24 protein-coding genes and 2 pseudogenes are annotated in these 24,652 nt (G+C 35.2%); 25 read left to right on the top strand and 1 reads right to left on the bottom strand.

Going from position 1 to position 24,652, the window contains the following annotated elements; genetic code table 11:
* From H964_RS00345 to ftsY, 25 genes and pseudogenes are all read left to right on the top strand, one after another.
* The coding region (locus H964_RS00345; protein WP_237738147.1) for an NAD-dependent epimerase/dehydratase family protein at positions 1–918 on the top strand (918 nt) is incomplete at its 5' end.
* Between the two features lie 72 nt (positions 919–990).
* A complete protein-coding gene (locus H964_RS00340; protein WP_039763609.1) occupies positions 991–1,308 on the top strand; it encodes a hypothetical protein in 318 nt (105 codons plus the stop codon).
* 81 nt (positions 1,309–1,389) lie between these two features.
* Entirely contained in the window at positions 1,390–1,692 is a 303-nt protein-coding gene (locus tag H964_RS00335; RefSeq protein WP_039763607.1) for a DUF1292 domain-containing protein, read from the top strand.
* A gap of 129 nt (positions 1,693–1,821) precedes the next feature.
* A complete protein-coding gene (galU, locus tag H964_RS00330; protein WP_039763605.1) occupies positions 1,822–2,730 on the top strand; it encodes a UTP--glucose-1-phosphate uridylyltransferase GalU in 909 nt (302 codons plus the stop codon).
* 132 nt (positions 2,731–2,862) lie between these two features.
* A complete protein-coding gene (gene fapR, locus H964_RS00325; RefSeq protein ID WP_039763603.1) occupies positions 2,863–3,450 on the top strand; it encodes a transcription factor FapR in 588 nt (195 codons plus the stop codon).
* 5 nt (positions 3,451–3,455) lie between these two features.
* Positions 3,456–4,460, top strand: coding sequence for a phosphate acyltransferase PlsX (gene plsX, locus H964_RS00320; RefSeq protein WP_039763602.1), 1,005 nt, complete (start codon positions 3,456–3,458; stop codon positions 4,458–4,460).
* A gap of 2 nt (positions 4,461–4,462) precedes the next feature.
* Complete coding sequence (locus tag H964_RS00315) at positions 4,463–5,449, top strand: beta-ketoacyl-ACP synthase III (RefSeq protein ID WP_039763600.1); 987 nt, start codon at positions 4,463–4,465, stop codon at positions 5,447–5,449.
* Positions 5,450–5,471: 22 nt separating this feature from the next.
* Positions 5,472–6,383 (top strand): ACP S-malonyltransferase, encoded by a 912-nt coding sequence (fabD, locus tag H964_RS00310; protein ID WP_039763598.1) that lies wholly within the window; start codon positions 5,472–5,474, stop codon positions 6,381–6,383.
* A 39-nt stretch (positions 6,384–6,422) separates the two neighbouring features.
* Positions 6,423–7,169 carry a 3-oxoacyl-[acyl-carrier-protein] reductase gene (fabG, locus tag H964_RS00305; RefSeq protein WP_039763596.1) on the top strand — a complete coding sequence of 249 codons (747 nt, stop codon included), beginning with the start codon at positions 6,423–6,425 and terminating at the stop codon, positions 7,167–7,169.
* Positions 7,170–7,225: 56 nt separating this feature from the next.
* Positions 7,226–7,462, top strand: coding sequence for an acyl carrier protein (locus H964_RS00300; protein WP_039763594.1), 237 nt, complete (start codon positions 7,226–7,228; stop codon positions 7,460–7,462).
* An 80-nt stretch (positions 7,463–7,542) separates the two neighbouring features.
* Positions 7,543–8,781 carry a beta-ketoacyl-ACP synthase II gene (fabF, locus tag H964_RS00295; protein WP_039763592.1) on the top strand — a complete coding sequence of 413 codons (1,239 nt, stop codon included), beginning with the start codon at positions 7,543–7,545 and terminating at the stop codon, positions 8,779–8,781.
* A gap of 96 nt (positions 8,782–8,877) precedes the next feature.
* Positions 8,878–9,567 carry a ribonuclease III gene (gene rnc, locus H964_RS00290; RefSeq protein ID WP_237738146.1) on the top strand — a complete coding sequence of 230 codons (690 nt, stop codon included), beginning with the start codon at positions 8,878–8,880 and terminating at the stop codon, positions 9,565–9,567.
* Positions 9,564–10,589 carry an elongator complex protein 3 gene (locus tag H964_RS00285; RefSeq protein WP_039763590.1) on the top strand — a complete coding sequence of 342 codons (1,026 nt, stop codon included), beginning with the start codon at positions 9,564–9,566 and terminating at the stop codon, positions 10,587–10,589. The genes rnc and H964_RS00285 overlap by 4 nt, the downstream gene beginning before the upstream one ends.
* A gap of 131 nt (positions 10,590–10,720) precedes the next feature.
* Positions 10,721–11,539, top strand: coding sequence for a phosphate ABC transporter substrate-binding protein (locus tag H964_RS00280; protein ID WP_039763589.1), 819 nt, complete (start codon positions 10,721–10,723; stop codon positions 11,537–11,539).
* 63 nt (positions 11,540–11,602) lie between these two features.
* Entirely contained in the window at positions 11,603–12,457 is an 855-nt protein-coding gene (gene pstC / locus H964_RS00275) for a phosphate ABC transporter permease subunit PstC (protein WP_039763588.1), read from the top strand.
* Positions 12,454–13,293: a phosphate ABC transporter permease PstA gene (gene pstA / locus H964_RS00270; protein WP_039763585.1), complete on the top strand. Its 840-nt coding sequence runs from the start codon at positions 12,454–12,456 to the stop codon at positions 13,291–13,293. The genes pstC and pstA overlap by 4 nt, the downstream gene beginning before the upstream one ends.
* Positions 13,294–13,405: 112 nt before the next feature.
* Positions 13,406–13,666: a stage V sporulation protein S gene (locus H964_RS00265; protein WP_011917140.1), complete on the top strand. Its 261-nt coding sequence runs from the start codon at positions 13,406–13,408 to the stop codon at positions 13,664–13,666.
* Between the two features lie 322 nt (positions 13,667–13,988).
* Complete coding sequence (locus tag H964_RS00260) at positions 13,989–14,576, top strand: HDIG domain-containing metalloprotein (protein ID WP_039763579.1); 588 nt, start codon at positions 13,989–13,991, stop codon at positions 14,574–14,576.
* 64 nt (positions 14,577–14,640) lie between these two features.
* Positions 14,641–15,672, top strand: coding sequence for a methionine ABC transporter ATP-binding protein (locus H964_RS00255; RefSeq protein WP_039763576.1), 1,032 nt, complete (start codon positions 14,641–14,643; stop codon positions 15,670–15,672).
* The gene (locus H964_RS00250) at positions 15,665–16,318 is read left to right on the top strand and encodes a methionine ABC transporter permease (RefSeq protein WP_039763574.1); all 654 of its coding nucleotides are present in this window, start codon (positions 15,665–15,667) and stop codon (positions 16,316–16,318) included. The genes H964_RS00255 and H964_RS00250 overlap by 8 nt, the downstream gene beginning before the upstream one ends.
* A 34-nt stretch (positions 16,319–16,352) precedes the next feature.
* On the top strand, positions 16,353–17,204 hold the full coding sequence (locus H964_RS00245; protein ID WP_039763572.1) for a MetQ/NlpA family ABC transporter substrate-binding protein: 852 nt from the start codon (positions 16,353–16,355) through the stop codon (positions 17,202–17,204).
* 676 nt (positions 17,205–17,880) lie between these two features.
* Positions 17,881–18,483 carry an amidase domain-containing protein gene (locus H964_RS00240; protein WP_039763570.1) on the top strand — a complete coding sequence of 201 codons (603 nt, stop codon included), beginning with the start codon at positions 17,881–17,883 and terminating at the stop codon, positions 18,481–18,483.
* A 20-nt stretch (positions 18,484–18,503) separates the two neighbouring features.
* Positions 18,504–19,199, top strand: coding sequence for a hypothetical protein (locus H964_RS00235; RefSeq protein WP_011917145.1), 696 nt, complete (start codon positions 18,504–18,506; stop codon positions 19,197–19,199).
* Between the two features lie 169 nt (positions 19,200–19,368).
* A pseudogene (smc, locus tag H964_RS00230) lies at positions 19,369–22,919 on the top strand (chromosome segregation protein SMC).
* Between the two features lie 10 nt (positions 22,920–22,929).
* Positions 22,930–23,829 (top strand): annotated as a pseudogene (gene ftsY, locus H964_RS00225) (signal recognition particle-docking protein FtsY); the annotation flags it as partial.
* Positions 23,830–23,891: 62 nt separating this feature from the next.
* On the opposite strand, the gene H964_RS00220 reads toward ftsY, so the two are convergent.
* Positions 23,892–24,572, bottom strand: coding sequence for a Crp/Fnr family transcriptional regulator (locus tag H964_RS00220; RefSeq protein WP_039763565.1), 681 nt, complete (start codon positions 24,570–24,572; stop codon positions 23,892–23,894).
* Positions 24,573–24,652: the final 80 nt, after the last annotated feature.

Here is a 24,652-nt window from a genome sequence, read left to right as displayed (position 1 = left end):
TTGGCTGTACTTGTGACAGGTGGTGCAGGCTTTATTGGCTCACATATTGTAGACAAGCTGATTGAAAAGAACTATGATGTGTGTGTTGTTGATAACCTGAGTTCAGGAAATCTCAAAAATATAAATCCGAAAGCCGAATTTTATAAACTTGACATTCGAGATAACTTAGAAGATGTATTTAAAGAGAACAAAATTGAATATTGTATTCATCAGGCAGCACAGGTAAGTGTGACAAAGTCAATGGAAAACCCAATTTTGGACTGTAGCGTGAATATTTTGGGTACGCTGAATTTATTGAGTTTTTGCGCAAAGTACGAGATAAAAAAGTTTATCTATGCTTCATCAGCTGCAGTCTATGGAGAGCCTCAGTATCTTCCTATAGATGAAAGTCACCCAAAAAATCCGATGTCATTTTACGGGATATCTAAGCTCACGGCAGAAAAGTATATAGAGAGATTTGCACAAAGTTATGGCTTTGAGTACGTTATCTTCAGATATTCAAATGTCTATGGACCAAGACAAGATCCATTTGGAGAAGGTGGAGTTGTTTCAATATTTTGTGAGAGAATGCAAAATGGCAAAGATGTTATGATTTTTGGTGATGGCAATCAAACTCGAGATTTTATATTTGTAGAAGATGTTGCTGAAGCAAATTATCTTGCACTTCAAAATCCGATAAAAGGTACATTTAATTTGAGTACAAATACAAGAGTTTCTATAAATGAGCTATTTGGAATAATTTCAGGCTTGACAGGATATCAAAAAAGCGCTGTATATACGCAAAAAAGACCAGGGGATATTCAACACAGCACGCTTGACAACAGTTTACTAAAAAGTCTGCTTTCATGGAGTCCAAAATATTCGTTAAAAGAAGGGCTTACAAAAACCATTGAATATTTTAAAAATAGAACTGTTTAGCAAAGGATAAATATGGGTATCATTATATTGTTAAAAAAACAAAACCATCTTTAGAAAAGGGGTAGTTTTGAGATGATAAAAAGAGGCTTTAGATATCAAACAGGTGAGATTGAAGAGATTGCAAAGCTTTTGAAAGAAGGCAATATTCCTGAGGTTGACATTGACTTTGAGAGGGAGATTGAAGAGGTTATATCTGACCTAAAAATGTACGGATTTGAGGTTGCCAAAGAAAATAGCTATGATTACGATGCAGTTAATAAGATAGAACATCCAGATTTTATGTTCAGGTTAAAATTGATTGACACGGCTACTGGTAAGACCTGCTTTGTAGACTTTTACGAAGGGCCAAAGGATGAGGATGATGGTTATGATGAAATTTGGTGGGGATAATATATTGTAAATGAATTTCATGTTGACATGTGCCATTTTTTGTATTACAATAATCTATATTTAGAAAAGAGGTGAAATTATATGGATATGTTTGCAGACAATGTTGTAACATTAGTAGACGAGGAAGGAAGAGAGATATCATTTGAAATGCTTGATAAGGTCAATTACAATGGTAATGACTATATAGTCCTTCTTCCTTTAGAAGAGATTGAAAAGGAAGACGAAGAGGCAGAGGTCATCATACTGCGAATTGAAGATAGAGACGGAGAAGAGGTCTATGTTGGTGTAGAAGATGAGGAGGAGCTTGAAAACGTATTTGAAATTTTCCAGTCCCGCTTTGATGATGAAGACTTTGACGTGTATGATGAAGAAGACGAAGAATAATTGAGAAAATAAAGCACGACCAATTTTTATGGTCGTGCTTTATTTTTTTTGTTGTAAAATATGGTATAATAATAACTATAAAGTTAAATTTTATTCTTGACAAAAAATTTGAAGAGGGTGGCAAGTAGAATGAAAAGGCTTATAAAAAAGGCAATCATTCCTGCGGCAGGACTTGGGACAAGATTTTTGCCTGCAACAAAGGCCCAGCCCAAAGAGATGCTTCCTATTGTTGACAAGCCTACAATACAGTATATAGTTGAAGAGGCGTTAGAATCGGGAATAGAGAGCATTTTAATAGTCACAGGACGCGGCAAAAGAGCTATAGAAGACCATTTTGACAAGTCGTTTGAGCTTGAGGTTGCTCTTGAGAACAAAAAGGACTTTGATAACCTTCAGATGATAAGAAAGATTGCTGACTACAATGTGCATTATATCCGTCAAAAAGAGCCAAGGGGTTTGGGTGATGCTGTTTACTGTGCAAGACTTTTTATTGACAATGAACCTTTTGCTGTACTTTTAGGTGATGACATAATTATATCGGACAAGCCTTGTTTAAAACAGCTAATTGAGGTGTACGAAGAGTACAGGACAACAATTTTGGGTGTTCAAAAGGTACCAGAAGAAGATGTTAGCAAATACGGAATTGTTGCAGGAAAGCAGATTGAAGATAGAATTTACAAGGTAAAAGACCTTGTTGAGAAGCCAAAGAAGGAAGAATCACCTTCAAATATTGCTGTTTTGGGAAGGTACATAATCACACCAGAGATTTTAAACATATTGGAACACACAAAAGAAGGAATTGGAGGAGAGATTCAACTAACTGATGCCTTAAGAGAGCTTTCAAAGAAAGAGGCTATGTACGCTTATGAGTTTGAAGGAAAAAGATATGATGTTGGAAACAAACTTGGGTTCTTGCAGGCAACAGTTGAAATTGCACTTTCAAGAGAAGATATCGGAAAAGATTTTTATAACTATCTTGTCACAATTGTAAATGCTAAAGATTATAAAGAAAAATTAAGTCAATTAGAAAAGATTTAAGACCTTTTTCCTGGCCACTTTCAAAAAGTGGCTTTTTTGTTATTGAAAATTAAGTCATATTTTTATATAATATTGGCATAAAAATTTAATACCTGATATTAATATCAAATATTAAATCATGGTGATAAAAATATGGCAAAGTTATCCAGAAAGGAAAGACACAGGTTGCTACTGCAGAAAATAAAAGAAAATCCGTTTATAACAGATGAGGAACTCGCAGAGGAGTTTGGTTGTTCTGTCCAGACAATTAGGCTTGACAGGGCTATATTGGACATCAAAGAGGTAAGAGAAAGAATAAAAGAGATGGCAAAAGAAAGTCTTGGAAAACTCAAGACTATCTCACCACGGGATGTTGTTGGTGAGATAATTGACATAGAACTTGGCAGCTATGCTATTGCCACATTTGAACCGGAACTTTGGACGACATTTTCAAATTCTCAGATGGTAAAAGGGCAGCATATCTATGCGTTTGCAGAGTCCATTGCAATGTCTGTGATTGACGCGAAAGCAGCACTCATCGGTATTGCGAATATCAAATACAAAACGCCTGTCTTTGCAAATGACAGGCTTGTTGCCAGGGCTGAGCTTAAGAAAAAGAGAAATAACAAGTATATAGTGTGGGTGTTTATCAAAAGGAACAATGAAGAGGTTTTTAGAGGCAAGTTTATTCTTGTTGCAATAGATGATGAAAACAAAGAAACAGGCCAGACAGGAGTGTAAGACTTATGAAGATAGGTATTGATACAATGGGCGGAGATAATGCACCATCTTCGGTTATTGAAGGAGTTGCGATATATCTTGCTCAAAATGGTCAAGACAACGTTGTTCTTTTCGGAAATAAAAGTGTGATTGAGAAAGAGTGTGTAGATAGGATAAAAGACCTTTCAAGAGTTGAGATAGTTGACTGCAAAGAAAAGATAGAATTTGATGATGAGCCAGTGAAAGCTATAAGGCAAAAGAAAGACTCATCAATTGTTGTTGGACTAAAATACTTAAAAGAAAGGCAAATAGACGCATTTGTGTCAGCTGGCAGCACAGGCGCGCTCATGGCAGGCGGACTTTTGATAGTTGGAAGAATTAAAGGTATAGACAGACCTGCACTTACAACAAAACTTCCTTACAAAAGTGGCCAGTATCTTTTAATTGATGTTGGTTCTAACACAGATTGCAGACCTATTAACATCCTGCAATTTGCTCAGATGGCAACTGTGTATGCCAGCAAAGTCCTTGGTAAAAACAACCCTACAGTAGGACTTTTGAATATAGGCACAGAAGAAACGAAAGGAAATGACCTTTCTAAACAGTCTTATGAAATTCTGAAAAATGCAAAGAATATAAACTTTGTTGGGAATGTGGAGGCACGAGATTTGCCATTTTCACCACCTGATATAGTTGTTTGTGATGGATTTGTAGGAAACATTGTTTTGAAACTCACAGAAGGTTTTGGACTTCTCTTTTTTGATATATTAAAGGATATAGCAAAACAGAGCGTTAAAGCTAAAATAGGTGCACTTTTGTTAAAACCATACTTAAAAAACTTAAAAGGCAAGTATGATTACAAGGAAGTAGGAGGAGCTCCTCTTTTAGGTATAGATGGAATTATAATTAAATGCCATGGTTCTTCTGACGGCCAAGCCATTTTCAATGGCATAAATCAAGCTAAAACTTTTTATGAAAATAATGTATTAGAGTTACTTAAGGAAGAAATCACAGCCGAAAGCGAGGTCTAAAAATGGCTCAAAATGTCAAGATTCTTTCAACTGGAAGATATGTTCCAGACAGAGTCCTTACGAATTATGATTTAGAGAAGATGGTTGACACTTCAGATGAATGGATAACTCAAAGAACAGGTATAAAAGAGCGAAGGATTGTTGATGGCACAACTTCCACAACTGATTTGGCAGTGAGAGCTGCCAAAAATGCAATGGACAAAGCAGGTATTTTACCAGATGACATTGACCTTGTGATTGTTGCAACGGTTACACCGGAGATGTTTTTTCCTTCAACAGCTTGCCTTGTTCAAAAAGAGCTAAAACTAAAAAATGCATTTGCTTTTGACATTTCAGCTGCGTGTTCTGGTTTTATCTATGCGATGGCAATTGCAACCCACTTTATTCAAAACGGGTTTTGTAAAAACGCACTTGTAATAGGAGCAGAGGCGCTCTCCAGAATAACAAACTGGTCTGACAGGTCAACATGTGTTTTGTTTGGCGATGGAGCTGGTGCAGCAATTTTGAGTAGCGGTGATGAGCAAGGTATTTTGGGATTTGAGCTGGGTTCGGATGGAGAAAACGGGCTTTTGCTTTACTGTCATGCATTTGGACTGAGTGATGTAACTTATTCACAGGTAAAAGAAAATCCAAACTTCAGAAAAATCTATATGGAGGGTAATGAGGTCTATAAATTTGCAGTCAAGATTATGCCATATGCAGTTGAAAAGGTTTTAGAAAAGGTGGGACTTTCTTCATCTGATATAGATGTTTTTATTCCTCATCAGGCAAATATAAGAATAATAGAAAGTGCTGCAAAGAGATTAAAAATACCTATGGAGAAGGTCTTTGTAAACCTTCACAAGTATGGCAATACCTCTGCTGCGTCAATCCCTATTGCTCTTGACGAAGCAGTCGAAGAAGGAAGAATTAAAAAAGGTGACAAGGTTGTTTTGGTTGGATTTGGCGGTGGTTTGACATGGGCATCCACTGTTATTAAATGGGTATAGAAAGGAAAGGTGTAAAAGGGAAATGGGAAAGGTTGCGGTAATGTTTCCTGGGCAAGGTGCGCAGTTTGTTGGAATGGGATTTGACTTTTATCAAAACTTTGATGAGTCAAAGAAGATTTTTGATTTGGCAAATGAAGCGCTTGGCTTTGATTTGAAGCACATCATATTTAATGGGCCAGAGGAAGAACTAAAACTTACAAAGATAACGCAGCCAGCAATTTTGACAACTTCAATTGCAATATATGAAGCTGTGAAAGACAAAATAAAACCAGATGCTGCTTTTGGTCAGAGCTTGGGCGAATATTCAGCATTGGTTGCTGCAGGAAGCATTGAGTTTAAAAGTGCAGTGTTGCTTGTTTCAAAAAGAGGTGAGTACATGCAAAATGAAGTACCAGAGGGCATTGGCACAATGGCGGCAGTGATTGGGCTCTCAATAGACGCTGTAAAAGAGGTTTGCCAAGAAGCAAGTAGCAAAGGTGTTGTTGAGATTTCAAATATAAACTCACCTGACCAGACTGTCATCTCTGGGCACAAAGAAGCTGTACATTTTGCAATGGAAATAGCAAAGCAAAAGGGAGCAAAAAGGTGTGTCGAGCTCAATGTCTCAGCTCCGTTTCATTGCAGCTTAATTAAAGGAGCAGGAGAAAAATTGAAAAAGCATCTTTTGGAGATTGATATTAAAGAGCCTCAAATTCCTGTGCTGTCAAATGTTACAGCAGAGTATCTATCAAAAGACACTATTGTAGCCCTTCTTGAAAAACAGGTATATACAACGGTCAATTTCTTAGGATGTGTAAATAAGCTGATTGAAGAGGGATTTGACACATTTGTTGAAATTGGTCCAGGAAATGTTTTGAGCGGACTTGTTAAGAAAATAAAGAAAGATTTGAAGATTGTCAATATAAATAAGGTGGAAGATGTAAAAAACCTGTAATGGCAATAAGTAGATTTTAAAATAGGAGGAAATTAGGATATGCAGCTTTTAAAAGACAAAGTAGCACTGATAACAGGTGCTTCAAGGGGTATTGGAAGGGCGATAGCTTTAAAGTTTGGTCAAAATGGTGCAAATGTAGTTATCAACTACTCTTCCAGTGAGTTTCAGGCCCAAACTCTAAAAGAGGAAATAGAAAAATTGGGAGTAAAAGCACTTACAATTAAGTGTGATGTTTCAAACTCAGAGGAAGTAAATGCTATGTTTTCACAAATAGAAAAAGAGTTCGGAAGACTTGACATTCTTGTGAACAATGCTGGGATTACTAAGGATGGATTAATTCTTAGAATGAATGAGGAAGATTTTGACAAGGTGATTGCTATTAATCTAAAAGGTGCCTTTTTGTGCGCAAAAGCAGCATCAAAGATAATGGTAAAGCAAAGAGAAGGTAATATTATAAATATTTCATCTGTTGTTGGGATTATAGGAAATGTAGGGCAAACAAATTATGCTGCGTCAAAAGCTGGTATAATAGGTCTTACAAAGTCGCTTGCAAAAGAGCTTGCTTCTCGAAATATCAGAGTGAATGCTATTGCACCAGGGTTTATAAAAACTGACATGACGGAGGTTTTAAGTGACAAGGTAAAAGAAATGATGCTTTCTTCCATCCCACTTGGTCGGTTTGGTGAGGCTGAGGAGGTTGCAAATGTAGCCCTGTTTTTGGCATCAAGTTTGTCGTCATATATTACCGGGCAGGTTATTGTTGTTGACGGTGGGATGGTTATGTAATAATATTCTTATAGTGAGCATTATTTTAAAATCCAAAATTTTTGGAGGTGTTTTTTGTGAACAGTGAAATCTTTGAAAAGGTAAAGAAGATTATAGCTGACAAACTTGACATTGAAGAGGACAAAATCACACCTGAATCATCATTTTTAGACGACCTTGGAGCAGACTCATTGGACATTGTTGAACTTATCATGGAGCTTGAAGAGGAATTCAACATTGAAATTCCAGATGAAGATGCGGAAAAGATTAGAACAGTTGCCGATGCAGTGAAATATATTGAAGAGCATCAATAAGAAAGTACTTACCCCTGCTTTAGATACCTAAAAAAGCAGGGGTAAAGTATTCAACTTTAAAACTTAGGAGGTTGCTTACATTGAAAAGAAGAATTGTTATAACTGGCCTTGGTGTTATATCCTCCTTAGGGTTTGATATAGATACCTTCTGGAGTGCGATAAAGTCTGGGAAAAATGGTATCAAAGTTGTGGAAAAGTTTGACGTTTCAAACTACCCAACAAAGGTTGCAGCAGAGATTGTTGACTTTGACCCAACAAATTACATAGATAAAAAAGAAGCAAGGAGAATGGACAGATTCACACACTTTGCTTTGGCAGCAACAAAGCTTGCTATTGAGGATAGCAAATTGAACTTGGAAGATATCGACAAGACAAAAGTTGGGGTTGTGATTGGAAGTGGAATTGGTGGAATTGAAACATTAGAAGAGCAGGCCAACATATTGAGAGAAAAAGGACCATCAAGGGTAAGTCCATTTTTTGTTCCAATGATGATAGCAAACATTGCAGCAGGGCACATTGCCATAACTTATGGTTTAAAAGGAATTAATGAAACAATTGTCACAGCATGTGCATCATCTGCTCATGCAATTGGTGAGGCGTTTAAGATGATTCAGCGCGAAGATGCTGATATTATCATCACAGGGGGAGCTGAAGCAGCAATAACTCCGCTTTCGTTTGCAGGATTTTGTGCTATGAAGGCAATGTCAACAAACCCTGACCCGCAGACTGCCTGCAGGCCTTTTGACAAGGATAGAGATGGGTTTGTAATGGGCGAAGGTTCAGCGATACTGATTTTGGAAGAGCTTGAGCATGCCAAAAAGCGCGGTGCTAAGATTTATGCTGAGGTTGTTGGATATGGTGCATCAGATGATGCATATCATATAACAGCACCTGATCCAGAGGGCGAAGGGCCTATGCTTGCAATGCAAAAAGCAATAAGGGATGCGGGAATTGAACCTCAGGAGATTGATTATATAAACGCACATGGTACATCCACACCATACAACGACAAATTCGAAACACTAGCGATCAAAAAGGTGTTTGGAGATCATGCATATAAACTTTCAATTAGCTCAACAAAGTCAATGACAGGGCACTGGCTTGGTGCAGCAGGAGCTGTTGAGACTTTGATTACAGCTTTAGCAGTATATGACCAGTTTGTTCCGCCAACTATAAACTATGCTACAAAAGATGAGGAATGTGATTTAGATTATACAGTAAACCAAGGGAAAGAGAGAAGTATCAAGTATGCAATGACAAATTCATTTGGATTTGGTGGGCACAACGCAGTTCTTGTTTTAAAAAGATATGAAGGTTGATATTTAAAATGCCCCAATTGAGTGTGTTAGTGGTTGGGGCATTTTATATTTATTGAGTATTTTGAATATTTTGTATGAGGTAGGAGAAATACGACAATGAGAAGTACAGAAATGACACACATAGAGAAAAAACTTGGTTATAGATTTAAAAATCCGAATTTATTAAAGCTTGCACTTACTCACAAATCAGCAACCCATGATGACAAAAATTGCTACGAGAGACTTGAATTTTTAGGAGATGCTGTATTAGAGCTTGTTGTGAGCAAATATCTTTTTGAACATTTTCCGCAACTTTCAGAAGGTGAGCTTACAAATCTTCGCGCAACAATTGTGTGCAGTGAGACACTCTCAAAGGTTGCTGAAACGCTGAATCTGAAAAGATATATTGTATTTGGAAAGAATGAAAAAGAAGAAGGTTTTGAGAATAACAAATCAATTTGGTCAGATGTGCTTGAGGCAATATTTGGTGGTATTTTTCTGGAATCAGGATACAAGATGGCTGAAAAAATAGTGATAAATCTTTTAGAACCGTTTATTAAAAAGGCTGCTGAGGGAAAACTCTTTTATGATTACAAAACAAAGCTTCAAGAATTTATTCAGAGAGAGAAAAACATTGAGATTAAGTATATAGATTATGAAAACCTTGAAAATAATTTATCAAGGTTTAAGTCAGAGCTCTACATTGGAAAAAATAAAATTTCAGAAGGGTATGGAAATAGCAAGAAGGAAGCGCAGCAGGAGGCAGCTTTAAATGCACTTAAAAAGCTGGGAGTGATAGAAGATTGAAGAGCAGGATTCTTCCTATTTTTATTCCTCAATACGGCTGCCCTTTTAAGTGTATATTCTGCAACCAGAAGATAATCTCAGGTGAAAAAGAGGATGTGACTGTGCAGAGAATAAAACGTCAGATTGAAGAAGGACTTAGTAAAAATAAAGGTGAAGATGTAGAACTTGCATATTATGGAGGGAATTTTACGGCTATTGATATCAAAATGCAGCAAAAACTTCTTGAGCTTGCAAAAAGCTTTGAAAATATAAAAAGTATTCGAATTTCCACAAGACCAGATTGTATAGATAAAGAAATTTTGGGATTTTTGAAAGATTACAATGTAAAAACAATAGAGCTTGGTATACAGAGCATGTTTGATGATGTTTTAGAAGCTTCAAAAAGGGGGCACACTGCAAAAGATTCAGTTAAGGCAATAGAACTTATAAAATCATTTGATTTTTTATTAGGTGTGCAGCTTATGGTAGGGCTTCCAAACTCAACCCCTGAGAAAGATATAAAAAGTGCAGAAATTTTATGCCGTTATCAGCCCAACATTGCAAGAATCTATCCTACCTTGGTTATAGAAGACACATATCTTGCTGAGATGTATCAAAAAGGTGAGTATCAACCTTTGTCTTTGGAGGATGCAGTTTTAATTAGTAGTCAAATAAAAGAAATTTTTATAGACAATAGTGTGAAGGTCATAAGAGTAGGCCTTCAGCCAACAGAAGAGATAAATTATAACGCTAAGGTGATTGCAGGTCCATTTCATCCTTCATTTGGTGAACTTGTTGATTCAGAAATAATATTTAGAAGAATAAAAAATGCGTTGTTACAAAAAAACTTAGAATATTTTGAGATTTTTGTGCATCCAAAAAACTTTTCAAGACTCGTAGGGCAGAAGAAAAGAAATATTGAGCGTCTGAAAGAAATGTACAATTTAGATGCAATAAAGATCATAAACGAATATGAAGACACAGATACGATAAGAATTTTGGCTGGTGAAAAAGAGGTGATTATTGATATTAAAGGGCTGTGAGGTGTTTTTAACATAGATTTAACATTCATTTTAAATTGATTTAACATTGGTACTATAAAATTAAAAATATAAGAATCGATACAAAGGGTAAAAATATTTTGTAAACAAAATTTTTATTGAGGAGTGAAAAGATGAACAAAAAAATTGCTGTTCTGTTTTTGATAGTAAGTATGTTAAGTGTTATCTTGTTTGGTTGTAAAAGCGCAAATGTTCAGGGTCCATCTACTAAAAAGTCAATTACAGTTGCGGGTTCTACTTCTGTTCAACCTTTGGCAGACGATTTGGCAAAAGCGTTTATGCAAGAGCATCCTGAGACAAAGATTGAAGTTCAGGGTGGTGGGTCTGCGGTTGGAATAAAATCTGCAAGAGACGGTGTTGCTGACATCGGAATGTCTTCTCGTGAACTAAAACCTGAAGAAAAAGGTTTGAATGAATTTAAGATTGCAGTCGATGGAATAGCAGTTGTTGTCCATCCTTCAAACCCAATCAAAAATCTTACCTTGCAGCAGATAAGAAATATTTATACAGGCAAAATCAAAAATTGGAAGGAAGTTGGCGGGAAAGATGCTCAAATTGTTGTTGTAACACGTGAAGAAGGTTCAGGTACACGTGGTGCATTCGAAGAGCTTGTTATGAAAGGTGAAAGCATAACAGACTCTGCAGTTGTACAGCCATCAACTGGTGCTGTAAAGCAGTCAATTTCACAAGACCCAAATGCAATTGGATTTATTTCGATGGGGGTTGTTGACTCAACTGTCAAAGCTGTAAGTATTGAGGGTGTTGAGGCAACAGAAGAAAATGTCAAAAACGGCAAGTACAAACTACAAAGGCCGTTTCTATTCTTGACAAAGGACAAGCCAACAGGACTTGTAAAAGACTTTATTGACTTTGCGCTCAGCAGTGAGGGTCAGGCTATAGTAGAAAAGTATCATTATATAAGAGTTAAATAAGGTTTTGGATATTAATATAGAATAAATTTGACAGAAAATTTTGAAAATAGGGAGAAGAAGGGAATGTCCAAAAAGGGTGGTCTAATCGAGTTAATTTTGCTCCTTGCTGCTGCGATTTCTGTCATCTCTGTCTTGTTGATAACAATATTTATATTCAAAGAAGGCTTTTCAATAATCAAAGAATATGGGCTTTTCAATTTTGTTCTTGGCACAAAATGGGCACCCTTGAGTGGCAAGTTTGGTATTTTGCCAATGATAATTGGCTCTGTGTATGTAACATTGGGGGCAATTATAATAGGAGTTCCTATTGGTATTGCAACTGCAATATTTTTGGGTGAGCTTGTGAGCGAAAAAGTTGCGAGGGCAGTTCGACCTTTTGTTGAACTTCTTGCTGGTATTCCTTCTGTTGTGTATGGATTTTACGGACTTGTTGTAATTGTCCCACTTATAAGAAAAATGTTTGGCGGTTCAGGTTTTTCAGTTTTAGCTTCATCAATAATCTTGGGAATTATGATTCTACCAACTATTATAAACATATCAGAAGTTTCGATTAGGTCTGTGCCAAAGGAGTATAAGGAAGGTTCATTGGCACTTGGTGCAACCCACTGGCAGACAATAAAAGGAGTAATTTTACCAGCTGCAAGGTCAGGTATAATTGCCTCAGTGATATTGGGGATGGGAAGAGCAATTGGTGAGACAATGGCAGTAATTATGGTTGCAGGTAACAGTCCCAAGATTCCAAAAGGGATATTTGACCAGGTAAGAACTCTCACAGGAAATATTGCAATTGAGATGGGGTATGCATCAGGAAAACATGCCCAGGCACTTTTTGCAACTGGTATTGTACTTTTTGTAATTATTATGATTTTAAATACAATTGCAAATGTAATTGCAAGAAGAGTTGGTGAAGAAAGATGATAAAGAAAAATAAAATAATACAGGGTATCGTGTTTGCCATTATTGGAATATTTACATTGATAACAATAGCTATTCTTTTAGCGATCTTATTTCACATTGTAATAAATGGAATACAAGGATTGAAATTGTCATTTATTATTGACTATCCTGAAGAGATGGGAAAAAGCGGAGGAATCTTTCCTATAATAGTTGGTACCATTTACATTACAATCTTGGCAGTGATTATTGCTGCGCCAATTGGTGTTTTGGCTGCAATCTATCTTACAGAATACGCAAAAAAAGGGAAGATATTGTCGCTTATTAGATTTGGTACTGAAACATTAGCTGGAATCCCTTCAATTATCTATGGGCTTTTTGGTTTTGCTTTTTTTGTCATTGCTCTTGGATTTAGATGGTCTATCTTGTCTGGTGCGCTTACTTTGTCAATAATGATTTTGCCAACAATTGTGAGGACATCCGAAGAAGCAATAAAGACAGTTCCTATGTCCTTTAGAGAAGGCAGTCTTGCCCTTGGTGCCACAAAATGGCAGACAATTGCAAAAGTGGTCATACCTCCTGCAATGCCAGGTATTTTGACAGGTGTAATTTTAGGTGTTGGAAGGGCGATAGGTGAGACAGCTGCGGTGCTTTTGACAGCAGGAAGTTCTTTGAACCTTCCAACAAGCATATTTAGCCCGGCAAGGACAATGGCTGTGCACTTGTATATCCTTTCTTCTGAAGGTCTTTCAAAAGTGAACTCTTATGCTACGGCAACACTGTTGATTATCATTGTCCTTATTATAAATACCTGTGCAAACATGATAATAAGAAGATACAATAAAATTTTGGGACATTGATATTTAAAAAATTTTCTACTTGCCAAGAAGGAATTTTTTAAATCATGTAGAATTATATAACTGAATAGTTGAACAAGCTGTCATAACACCATATTCAGGAGGTATGGAAAGGATGGAAGTTCTAAAAGTTGCTGCTACATCAAAACCACAGAAGGTGGCAGGGGCTCTGACTGCTGTGATTAAAGAAAAAAGGTGCGCAGAACTTCAGGCAGTTGGAGCAGGTGCTGTAAATCAGGCTGTTAAAGCCATTGCAATTGCAAGAGGTAAAGTGGCACCAAATGGTATTGATTTGATTGTAATCCCTGCGTTTTCAGAAATTAATATCGATGGGGAAGAGAGAACGGCAATAAAGTTCATAGTTCAAGCAAGATAACAAAGGGGACTTTTTAAAGTAGGCAGGTAGAAAAAAACTACCTGCTTTTTTTGTTTGTTTTTAGTAAATAATCTTTTGAGCAAAGTAACGTTTCTTTGTGAGCTGTTTTCAGTTTGGAAGATAAAATGTTTTAAAATAAATTCATAGTATTTCGATTTAAATTATCAAAATTTTTATTTTAAAATCTATTGACAAACATTTTTCAAGATATTAAAATGAAAGACAACTAAGTAGGCATTAATATGAGAGTTTGTTAACACAATCATCACAGCAACTTTATCTCAACACCTAAAGAATAGGCAAAAAAGCGGGGTGCAGCACAGTGAGTGAAACTCAAATAACCAGAGAGGGAGCATTTGAGCTTTTAAAAAGATACACAAAAAGTGAGAGCCTTATTAAACATGCTTTGGCTGTGGAAGCGGTTATGAAACATTTTGCAAGATTGTTTGGTCTGGGTGAGGATGAAGTAACAAAATGGGGTATAATTGGATTATTACATGACCTTGATTATGAGATGTATCCCGAACAACACTGTAAAAAAGTTCGAGAGATATTGACAAATCATGGATATCCTGAAGAGTATATAAGGGCTATTGAGAGCCATGGATACAATATTGTTAATGATGTAAAGCCTATTCACCAGATGGAAAAAGTACTTTATACAATAGATGAATTAACTGGACTTATTACAGCAGTTGCTATATTAAGACCAAGTCGAAGTTTGGTTGATCTCAAAGTAAGCTCTGTAAAAAAGAAGTGGAAACAGAAGTCTTTTGCAAGCGGGATTAACCGTCAAGTGATAGAAGATGGTGCCAAAATGCTTCAAATGGACTTAGATTATATAATTGAGCAAACAATTATAGGGATGCAAAGTGTTGCAGAAGAAATAGGTCTTAACGGGAGCTCATAGTAAAGATAGTGTTTTATAAAACTAAAGCAAAGTTATAGTAAGTATTCTCAGGGGAGGAATTTTGTTGATTCGAATTAGAAATCTTACAAAAATCTACTATTCAAATGGAATAGCTATCAAAGCATTAGATAATATCAATCTGGACATAGAAAAAGGTGATATTTTTGGAATAATAGGTCCAAGTGGTGCTGGTAAAAGTACACTTATACGATGTATAAATATGTTAGAAAAACCCACCCATGGATCGATAGAAATAGATGGTGTTGAAATGACAAAGCTTTCTCCTACTGAGCTGAAAGAAATGCGAAAAAAGGTAGGCATAATATTTCAACATTTTAACCTTTTGTCATCCCGAACTGTTAAAGGAAATGTAGCGTTTCCTTTAGAAATTGCGGGGCTGGGCAAAAAAACAATAGACAACAGAGTAAAAGAGCTTTTAGAATTGGTTGGGCTTACTAATAAAGCAGATAGCTATCCTTCGCAGCTGTCAGGTGGACAAAAACAGCGCGTAGGCATAGCCAGAGCACTGGCTAACAATCCAAAAGTACTTTTGTGTGATGAGGCAACCTCAGCGTTAGATCCGGAGACCACTTTGTCTATTTTGAATCTTCTTAAAGAAATTAACAGAGAGTTTGGAATTACCATTGTAGTGGTAACGCACGAGATGAATGTTGTTAAACAAATTTGCAACAAAGTGGCAGTGATGGAAAAAGGTCAAATTGTTGAACAAGGATTGCTTACAGAAATATTTGCAAATCCAAAGACAAGAATTGCTCGAAATTTCTTAAGATCTTTGACTTTTTCTGAACTTCCAGAGGAATTAAAAGATAAAATTAGAAACCTCCACCGTAGCCATTTGGAATGGAAAATTATCAAGATTGACTTTTTTGGTGAGGTTACTGCTGAGCCTATCTTGAGCAGTATCATTAAAAAGTTTGACATGGATATCAATGTGCTCTATGGGAATATTGATCAAATTCAAGGTATACCTTATGGTACTCTTATAGTTGAACTGAGAGGTAGCAGTAAAATTGAAGGTGTTTTAAGATATCTGAGGGAGTTGGGGCTGGAGGTGGAGGTGATAGATAATGTCTGAAACTTTGCAGCTGTTATTAGTTTCTACATGGCAAACTATATACATGGTGCTTATTTCAACCCTTATTGCAACAGTGTTGGGAATACCACTTGGTGTACTCCTTATGGTGACTGACAAGGGGCAAATACTTCAAAATGATATTTTAAATAAGATATTGAGTACCATTGTAAATATATTTCGTTCAATACCATTTGTGATTCTTTTGATAGTACTTATGCCTTTTACTCGACTGATAGTTGGAACATCAATTGGAACTACCGCAGCTATTGTACCTTTATCAGTTGCAGCTATTCCTTTTATGGGCAGGCTTACAGAAACAGCTTTAAGAGAGGTAGACCGTGGTGTTATCGAAGCAGCACAAGCTATGGGGGCTTCCCCATTTCAAATTGTAATAAAAGTGTTAATTCCTGAAGCCTTGCCTTCGATAGTTTCAGGAATAACTATTACAGCTATAAATCTGATAGGGTATTCGGCTATGGCAGGTGTTATAGGTGGTGGTGGATTAGGAGATTTGGCTGTCAGGTATGGGTATCAGCGGTTTATGATTGATATAATGCTTTGGACTGTAGCAATTTTGATTGCTATGGTGCAGTTGACGCAGCTTATAGGAGATTTTTTTGTTCGACGGCTATCAAGAAATAGGTAACATTAAAATTTATTGTAGAAGGAGGGATTTAATTATGAACAGACTTGTAAGGAAAAGAATTTTGATTACATTATTAATATTTGGACTTTTAATAGTTTCACTTGTTGGGTATGGCGCAAAGCAGGCAAATACCTTTGCTAAACAGACACAAACTACTGTAAAGAAAAAAATAACCATAAAAGTTGGTGCAACACCTGTGCCTCATGCAGAAATTTTAAATGTCGTAAAACCTATTCTTGAGAAAAAGGGAATCAGATTAGTGATTGTGGAGTTCACAGATTATGTTCAGCCAAATCTTAAACTGGCTGACAAAGAGTTAGACGCTAATTTCTTCCAACATATACCTTATCTTGAGGATTTTTCAAAACAACATAGACTTAATCTAACATATATTGCTAAGGTGCATATTGAGCCGATGGGAATATATTCTCGAAAAGTAAAAAAACTTAGCCAATTAAAACAGGGGGCTACAATTGCTATACCAAATGATGCTACAAATGGTGGTAGAGCTTTGCTGCTTTTACAATCAGCGGGATTAATAAAACTAAAACCGAATGCCGGTATTAAAGCCAAAGTAAGTGATATTATTAAAAATCCTAAAAAGATAAAAATCATTGAACTTGAAGCTGCAACTTTACCAAGAGTGTTACCGGATGTTGATGCAGCAGTTATAAACACTAATTATGCTTTAGAGGCAAAACTTGTTCCAACAAAAGACGCGTTGTTTATTGAAAATGCTAATTCTCCATATGTTAATGTATTAGCAGTTCGCAAAGGTGATGAATCCAGACCTGAACTAAAAGAGTTGGCCAAAGCGTTGAATTCTCCAGAAGTAAAGAAATTCATTAATAATAAGTATAAAGGTGCTGTTGTACCTGCTTTCTAAAGAGTTATGAATACAGAAATTAATTTAAATTATATGGACCACCAGGAAAATTTAAACCTGGGTGTAATCATTGACTCTTTGTCAAGAGTTGGGGTGGGTGTTCTGAATGCCCACCTTTCAGTTTAATTAAGCATGTGTTTAATTACAACAATAATACAATATTATAGCTATGACTATTATAAATATTTGATTGCGAAAGCTTATCGACCAATTCCATTCCATACTAAAAAGGGAATTTTTAAATATTTACATTTGCTACCTTCTTAATTTGTAAGACTTACCAGTATCCTCTTTTTGAACTTTTCAAATTCCTAAACTCGGTATGCTCTTCTCTTTAACATCTTTGTTCTGTTGTTAAATTCAGAATGTCTTCATATCACTGAAGCCAGTTGCGGAAATGGTAAAAGATAATAAAATATAACTCTGAATTTTGTGAAAAGTACACATTGATTTTTTTCTTTTTTTTATTATAAAGACAAATAAATTACCAAAGAGGTGATATTATTCCATTAAAACTTTAGTATACTAAAATAATATATTTCCGTTTTGTATAACTATTTATATTTCTGCTGAAATTATTAAGAAACATAAGAGTACAACATTAGCAAATTGAAAATGCAATACTTAAGAGCCTAAAATCAAACATGGTATTTTGTGTGGATGGAGGGGATAGACTATGAAAAGAAACATTGCGATATCTTTAATGCTTATCTGTTTTGTTCTGATAAACTGTTTCAATTGCGTAAAAGTTGAAGCAGCTTACAATAGCTTTGGGGCTGCTTCATATGCAGATATTTGGGCACTAAGCAGAAATTCAAACTACCCTAGTTTTGACGCAGATTGCACAAATTTTGCATCTCAAGCAATGCATGAGGGAGGAACTTTGCCATTTGATAAACAAAATGGTTGGTATTGCGAGAAAGTTCTTTGGTGGTGGAATTGGGGAACAGCTTGGAGTGTAGCTGATGATTTGTACAGATATCTATCAAACTCAGCCAGGGGAACGATTTTAGGTAGATGGAAATATGAGGGGCAAATAGGCTTTAACGATTATAATGATGTACTTCAACCTGGTGATATTCTATTTTATGATTGGAATTCAGATGGAAGATTTGATCATGCTGGTGTTTCTGTAGGTTTAGGGTACGATTCTACTTATGGGAGAACTGGCAATGTTCAAGATCAACACACTTATGATAGATTTCATGCAATTTGGCATTTAAGTCCGTATAACCAAAAACGTACTACAACAACAATAGTTGCAATTCGCCCAAAATAAAAATAGAGAGGTGTTAAAAAATGAAAAGAAAGAAGAAAAGTATAGTTTTAATTATTTCTTTAATTTTAGTTGTAAGCAGTACAATAATAATTGGTATTAGTGTAAAAAGTAATCAACAATTAAATAATGAAAAACAAATAAAAGAGACAATAATAGGTGCTTTAAAGATATACGACCAGGCAAGTATCTTTCCTGCTGAATATGCAAAAGCACCGGACATTAAAATTCCTCAAGAAGTTATAAATAAGAAACTGAATGAGGTTGAACAAGCATGTAAAAAGTATTTTAGTAACAAATCTGGTTGGCTTAATAATAGACTGGAAGTTTACAAGAATGCTGTTGTTGGTTCAGCGTATAGCGATCTTAGATTTGTTGAAGATAAAATGACTGATATAAAATTTTTAGAAATAAAAATTGATGGAGACAAAGCAACAGCTACTGTGGATGTATTTGGTGAAAGCAAATCAATTGGTCTTGCCTTGGATACTGATAAAATACCAGCTTCTGAATTGAATGAAATAACCAATGCAAAAGGTTATAAAATGTCACCTGAAGAACAGAAAAGATTTGTCGAGAAAACTGAAAAACTACCTAAGAAAATACGTGAGTACAAAATAAAATATGGTATGCGCTACCAATATAGTTTAGAAAAAGAAAACGGAGAGTGGAAAATAATTTCGGAAGACTTTAATTATCTTCCCGGGTATGAGCCATAAAAGTTGCAAGAATGTAATATTTAATCCAAAAATTATGAGGGGCTGTTCAATAAACAAATGGACAGCCTCTTTTTAATTTGTATTCTTAAATAATCATTCTGAGCCAGTTGCAATAGTAATATAGAATTGTCCCTGTATTTTTGCTAAAATAATTGTTGTTTTAATCTTTATGGGGGAAGAGCTAAAGATGTACATAAAATGGCTTGAAATCTATGGTTTTAAATCTTTTTGTGAAAAGACAAGGATTGAATTTCAAAAAGGAATTACAGCTATTGTTGGACCTAATGGATGTGGAAAGAGCAATATTACAGATGCAATAAGGTGGGCTTTGGGCGAGCAGAGCCTTAAACTTTTGCGTGCAAGTAAACTTGAAGATTTAATTTTTGCCGGGACAGAAAAGAGAAGGTCACAGGGGTTTGCGGAGGTTTCTATATACTTTGACAACTCTGATGGAAAGCTACCTATTGATTTTGAAGAGGTTGTAATTACAAGAAGGCTTTTTAGAAGCGGTGAGAGCGAATTTTTTATCAACAAGACAGCCTGCAGGTTAAAAGACATCTACGAGCTTTTTCTTGATTCGGGTCTTGGCAAAGATGGTTATTCAATTATCTCACAGGGTAGAGTTGATGAGATAATAAATGCAAGGCCATTTGAAAGATATAAGATATTTGAAGAGGCGTGTGGTATTACAAAGTACAAATACAGAAAAGAAGAGGCTGAGAGGAAGTTAAAAAATACTCACGAAAACATCTTAAGACTTCAGGACGTAATATTTGAGTTAAAATCTCAGCTTGAAGAAATAGCCCCTGAAGTTGAAAAAGCAAAGGTATACATAGAGCTGAACAGAAAACTGTCAGATTTAAAAAGAGAAAAGTATCTTTTTAGCTATAAACTGGCAAACGAGAACTACAAATCTACAATAGCACAAATTGAAAGTTTAAAAGAAGATCTTGAAAAGCTTACAAATAACAAACTGGAAATTGAGAAAAGATTGAGCGAAAAGAAGCTTCAACTTGATTTATTGACTCAGCAACATGAAAGTGCTAAAGAAAATTACAGTAGACTGAAAGATGAACTTGCTGAGAATACTTCAAAACTGAAATTTTTAAAAAAACAGCTTGAAGGCAAATTTCAGCTCCTTGGGGATATAACAAATGACCTCAAAAAGATTGATGAAGAAGGTCAGGAAATTGTAAGAGTTTTGTCAGATTATAAAGAAAAGCTTTCTAAAAAAGATCATATTTACAATCAGATTGTCGAAAAACAAAGCAAACTTTTGGAAGAATTGGAAGATGTAAAAGATGGAATTTTTCAGATTGAAAATGAGATTCAAAACAAGGAAACAGAGCTAATAGAGAAGATATCTCAGATTGAAAAGGATAATCAAAAGTTAAACGGCCTTTTGCATCTCAAGAACGCTTTGCTTGAAAGAGAAAACAGAATAGATGAGGAAGAAAAAGAGATTTTAAATGAACTTCAAAGACTGGATATGATAAAGACAGAGAAAGAGTTACAAAAAAATAAGTTGGAAGCTGAGAAAGAAAGACTAGCAAAAGAGCTTGATAACATAAAACAAGATATAAAGGAAAGAGAAAAACAACTTTTAGATATACAAAACAAAGTACATGAACTTTCAAGCGAGATGATAAAGAAAAAAGAGAAACTAAATGTATTAAAGGCAATGGAGGAGAATTTAGAAGGATATAGTAAAACCATAAAAGAAATATTCAAAAGGGTAAAAAACTTGCCAATAGACTTATATGGAACTGTTGGAAGCTTAATCATTGTAAAAAGGCAATATGTAAAAGCTGTTGAATCAGCTCTTGGCAATGCAATACAGCATCTTGTTGTTAAAAATGAAAGTGACGCTAAGAGTATTATTGAGCTTGCTAAAAATGAAAAGCTTGGGAAAGTGACAATTGTTCCAATTGAGACAGTAGTAATTTCGTCTTCTAAAGAAGATGTGAAAGCAGAAGGCTTCCTTGGGTTTGCAGATGAATTTGTAGAAGCAAAAGAGGAATTTAGGAAGGTTATAGAGCTATTGGTTGGACGAACGCTTGTGTTTGATACTATTGACAATGCTATAGAGTATCAAAGAAAAACTTCATATAGATCACGATGTGTAACTCTTTCTGGTGAACTTATAAACCCTGGTGGAATTTTCGTTGGCGGTGAAAAAAAAGCTGACTTTTCTTTGCTTGAAAGAAAAGTTGAAAAAGATGAGTTGGAAAACCAAGTTTTAAATTTGGCATCTGAACTCGATAGCCTGGAAAAGCAGATTTTAGAAAAGAATCAAGAAGTATATAGTTTGAATCAAGAAAAAGAATCAGTAGATAGTAAAATTAAGGATTTGGTTGCTAAGATTGATGGTATACAAAAAGAGATTGAGATGTGTGAATACAAAAAAGAGCAGCTTATTCAAAAAAGGCAGTCTTTAGAAAATGAAAAAAAACTTATAAATGATCAGACAATTAACCTACAAAGCGACATTGAGATTACCAGAAAAAACATACAAATCTTAGAAGATTCAAAAGCAGAGATTGAAAGAGTGACCTCGAATTTAAAGTCAAGGCTTAGAAAATTAAAAGAAGATCACAACTTGTTTGACAATGAGTACAGGAGACTTTTAGAAGAAAAAAATCAGATTGAAGCAGAGATTTCTATTTTAAAGCATAAACTTGAAAGTGCAGAGCAAACCTTAAAAAATTTAGAAGATCAAAAGGCAAAAAAACAAGAACAGAAGTTAAAGTGTGATCAAGAGATAAAAGAGCTTGAGGGGCAAATTAGTGAAGTTTCACATGTGGTTGAGGTCCAAAAGGATCATCTTGACAAACTAAAAGATGAGATTGAGAAAATGGAAAAAGAACACTCAAACTTGGCTTTTATGTCTACTAAGGAGGTCGAAATTGTAAATAAAATATCAGAGGATATTCAAAATGCAGAGCGAAAGCTAAATACCCTCATAATTGAAAAAAACAACTTGGAAAATCAAATTGGGACCATAAAAGAAAAATATTTTGATCTTTTTAACGAAGAGATATATTTGCCAGATGGAGAAATTGTGTGGTCAGAAAAAAAAGAAGAGGAGATTGAAAGTATCTCTTCAGCTATTGAACAGCTTGGACCAGTCAACCTTTATTCAATAGAGCAAGAAAAGAAACTGAATGAAAGAGTAGAGTTTTTGCAAAGGCAAATTGAAGATTTAGAAAAGACAAGCAAGGAGCTAAAAAACCTTATAAATGAGCTTGATAAAAATATGAAAAATATATTCTTAGAAAATTTTGAGAAAATAAAGCTCTTGTTTTCAGAGATTTTTAAAGAACTATTCAATGGTGGTAGCTGCGACTTAAAACTAATCCAAGATGGGGAGGAGTTTGGTGTTGACATTGATGTAAAACCACCTGGCAAAAAGCTTCAGAATATAAACCTTCTATCTGGAGGGGAAAAGCTTTAACTGCAATAGCTCTTCTGTTCGCATTTTTAATGTTCAAAGGTTCTCTTTTGTGTATATTAGATGAGATTGACTCAAGCTTAGATGAGGCAAATGTTCAGAGATTTGCGCAGTTTCTCAAAAATCTCAATAATCAGAGCCAGATTATAATTGTCACTCATAGAAAGCCTACCATGGAGATTGCAGATGTACTCTATGGTGTTACAATGGAAGAGCAAGGGGTGTCAAAGGTGCTGTCACTCAAATTAGAAAAAATACAGAAAGGATGATGAGAAATGGGGTTTTTTTGACAAATTAAAAGAAGGACTTTCAAAGACAAAAAAGAACTTTACTGAAAGGGTTGAAAATTTGTTAAAAGCATTCAAACAGGTGGATGATGAGTTATTTGATGAGCTTGAAGAGGTTTTAGTACTGTCTGATGTTGGGGTAAAAACATCTCAAAAGATTATAGAAAACCTCAAAGAAAAAGTTAAGATGAACAAGATTTCAGATAGCCAAGCTGTGAAAGAACTTTTAAAAGAAGAGATGTTTAATATCATAAACTTGCCGAATAAATTAAGGGAAAGATATCCGCTAATTATTCTCATGGTTGGTGTCAATGGGGTTGGAAAGACAACCTCAATTGGCAAAATTGCAAACCTTTTAAAATCAAATGGGAAAAAGGTTATCATTGCAGCAGCAGATACATTCAGGGCAGCTGCAATTGACCAGCTTGAAATTTGGGCAAAGAGAGTTGGATGTGATATTATAAAACACGTTGAGGGTGCTGACCCTGCAGCAGTTGTGTTTGACGGCATTCAAGCAATGAGAGCAAGAAAGGCTGATGTTTTAATTGTAGACACAGCAGGAAGACTTCATACAAAGAAAAACTTGATTGAAGAGCTTAGAAAGATTGACCGTGTGATAAATCAGCAAATTCCAGAGGCCGAAAAAGAAACATTGCTTGTGATTGACGCAACAACTGGTCAAAATGGGCTCATTCAAGCAAAGGAATTTAACCAAGCAGTAAACATTTCGGGAATTGTTCTTACCAAGCTTGATGGTACAGCAAAAGGTGGAATTGTTGTTTCTATCTGTGATGAACTAAAAATTCCTGTGAAATTCATTGGTGTTGGTGAAAAGATAGACGACCTCCAAGAGTTCAATGCAAAAGAATTTATTGATGCGCTTTTTGAATAAAAAAAGAGGCTGTCACAAATTTACTAAAATGGCAGCCTCTTTTTTGGTTTGATTCCTTTAAGTTAGTGAATTTCATACAGACAATCTTCAATTCTTTCCAGATTTTTAATCCAAATTTCCTTTCCCCAAAAATCTATAAGTCCCTCTTCTCTCATCTTTATCAGCTCTCTTGACAAAGAAGGTCTTTGCACATTGAACTTTTCTGCAAGTTCCTGCTTTGAAAGAGAAAGCTTTATCTTGAGGCTTTTTTGCTTTTTGAACTCTTCAAGCAAAAAATTACAGATTTTTTGTCGCAGAGTTACAAGTGTAGATTCTTTTAGTTTTGAGTTTAGAAGTAAAATTCTATCTGACAATATATTTAGATAGTTGTGCAAGAACCTTTCACATTTTTTGCTCATATTGATAATAGCTTCTTTTGGTATGAACAAGATTGTAGTATTACATTTTGCAACAACCATTGCTGGGAAAAAATTTGATGAAGAAAATACTACGGCTTCTCCAAATGTATCTCCGGGAAGCAAAGTTGTTATTGTATATTCTTTGCCAGATGCAGAGGCCTTTTTAATATCCACCATTCCATCAAGAATTAATCCTATTGATGTACATTCATCTCCTTCAAACGCAATTATCTCATCTTTTTCAAAACTCTTTTGGACCAAGCTGCAGCCACACAAAAGCCTTTCGATATCATTTTCTTCTATACCTTTAAATAATTTCGTTTTGGATAGTTTAGAATAGTTCATAAAAATTTCTCCTCTCAAAATTTAAAACTGTAACATATGTTACCGCAAATATATTCTAAACCATATAAAATATAATTGCA

This window comes from Caldicellulosiruptor sp. F32 (genome assembly GCF_000404025.1).
Lineage (GTDB): Bacteria > Bacillota > Thermoanaerobacteria > Caldicellulosiruptorales > Caldicellulosiruptoraceae > Caldicellulosiruptor > Caldicellulosiruptor saccharolyticus.
This window is presented reverse-complemented; position numbering and strand designations above follow the sequence as displayed.

Excerpts from the sequence above, each read along its gene's own strand:
- plsX (WP_039763602.1), top strand. The coding sequence starts at position 3,456 with ATGAAGATAGGTATTGATACAATGGGCGGAGATAATGCACCATCTTCG.
- H964_RS00340 (WP_039763609.1), top strand. The coding sequence starts at position 991 with ATGATAAAAAGAGGCTTTAGATATCAAACAGGTGAGATTGAAGAGATT.
- galU (WP_039763605.1), top strand. The coding sequence starts at position 1,822 with ATGAAAAGGCTTATAAAAAAGGCAATCATTCCTGCGGCAGGACTTGGG.
- pstA (WP_039763585.1), top strand. The coding sequence starts at position 12,454 with ATGATAAAGAAAAATAAAATAATACAGGGTATCGTGTTTGCCATTATT.
- H964_RS00265 (WP_011917140.1), top strand. The coding sequence starts at position 13,406 with ATGGAAGTTCTAAAAGTTGCTGCTACATCAAAACCACAGAAGGTGGCA.
- fabG (WP_039763596.1), top strand. The coding sequence starts at position 6,423 with ATGCAGCTTTTAAAAGACAAAGTAGCACTGATAACAGGTGCTTCAAGG.
- rnc (WP_237738146.1), top strand. The coding sequence starts at position 8,878 with ATGAGAAGTACAGAAATGACACACATAGAGAAAAAACTTGGTTATAGA.
- pstC (WP_039763588.1), top strand. The coding sequence starts at position 11,603 with ATGTCCAAAAAGGGTGGTCTAATCGAGTTAATTTTGCTCCTTGCTGCT.
- fabD (WP_039763598.1), top strand. The coding sequence starts at position 5,472 with ATGGGAAAGGTTGCGGTAATGTTTCCTGGGCAAGGTGCGCAGTTTGTT.
- H964_RS00315 (WP_039763600.1), top strand. The coding sequence starts at position 4,463 with ATGGCTCAAAATGTCAAGATTCTTTCAACTGGAAGATATGTTCCAGAC.
- H964_RS00235 (WP_011917145.1), top strand. The coding sequence starts at position 18,504 with ATGAAAAGAAAGAAGAAAAGTATAGTTTTAATTATTTCTTTAATTTTA.
- H964_RS00280 (WP_039763589.1), top strand. The coding sequence starts at position 10,721 with ATGAACAAAAAAATTGCTGTTCTGTTTTTGATAGTAAGTATGTTAAGT.
- fapR (WP_039763603.1), top strand. The coding sequence starts at position 2,863 with ATGGCAAAGTTATCCAGAAAGGAAAGACACAGGTTGCTACTGCAGAAA.
- H964_RS00250 (WP_039763574.1), top strand. The coding sequence starts at position 15,665 with ATGTCTGAAACTTTGCAGCTGTTATTAGTTTCTACATGGCAAACTATA.
- H964_RS00220 (WP_039763565.1), bottom strand. The coding sequence starts at position 24,572 with ATGAACTATTCTAAACTATCCAAAACGAAATTATTTAAAGGTATAGAA.
- H964_RS00245 (WP_039763572.1), top strand. The coding sequence starts at position 16,353 with ATGAACAGACTTGTAAGGAAAAGAATTTTGATTACATTATTAATATTT.
- H964_RS00240 (WP_039763570.1), top strand. The coding sequence starts at position 17,881 with ATGAAAAGAAACATTGCGATATCTTTAATGCTTATCTGTTTTGTTCTG.
- H964_RS00335 (WP_039763607.1), top strand. The coding sequence starts at position 1,390 with ATGGATATGTTTGCAGACAATGTTGTAACATTAGTAGACGAGGAAGGA.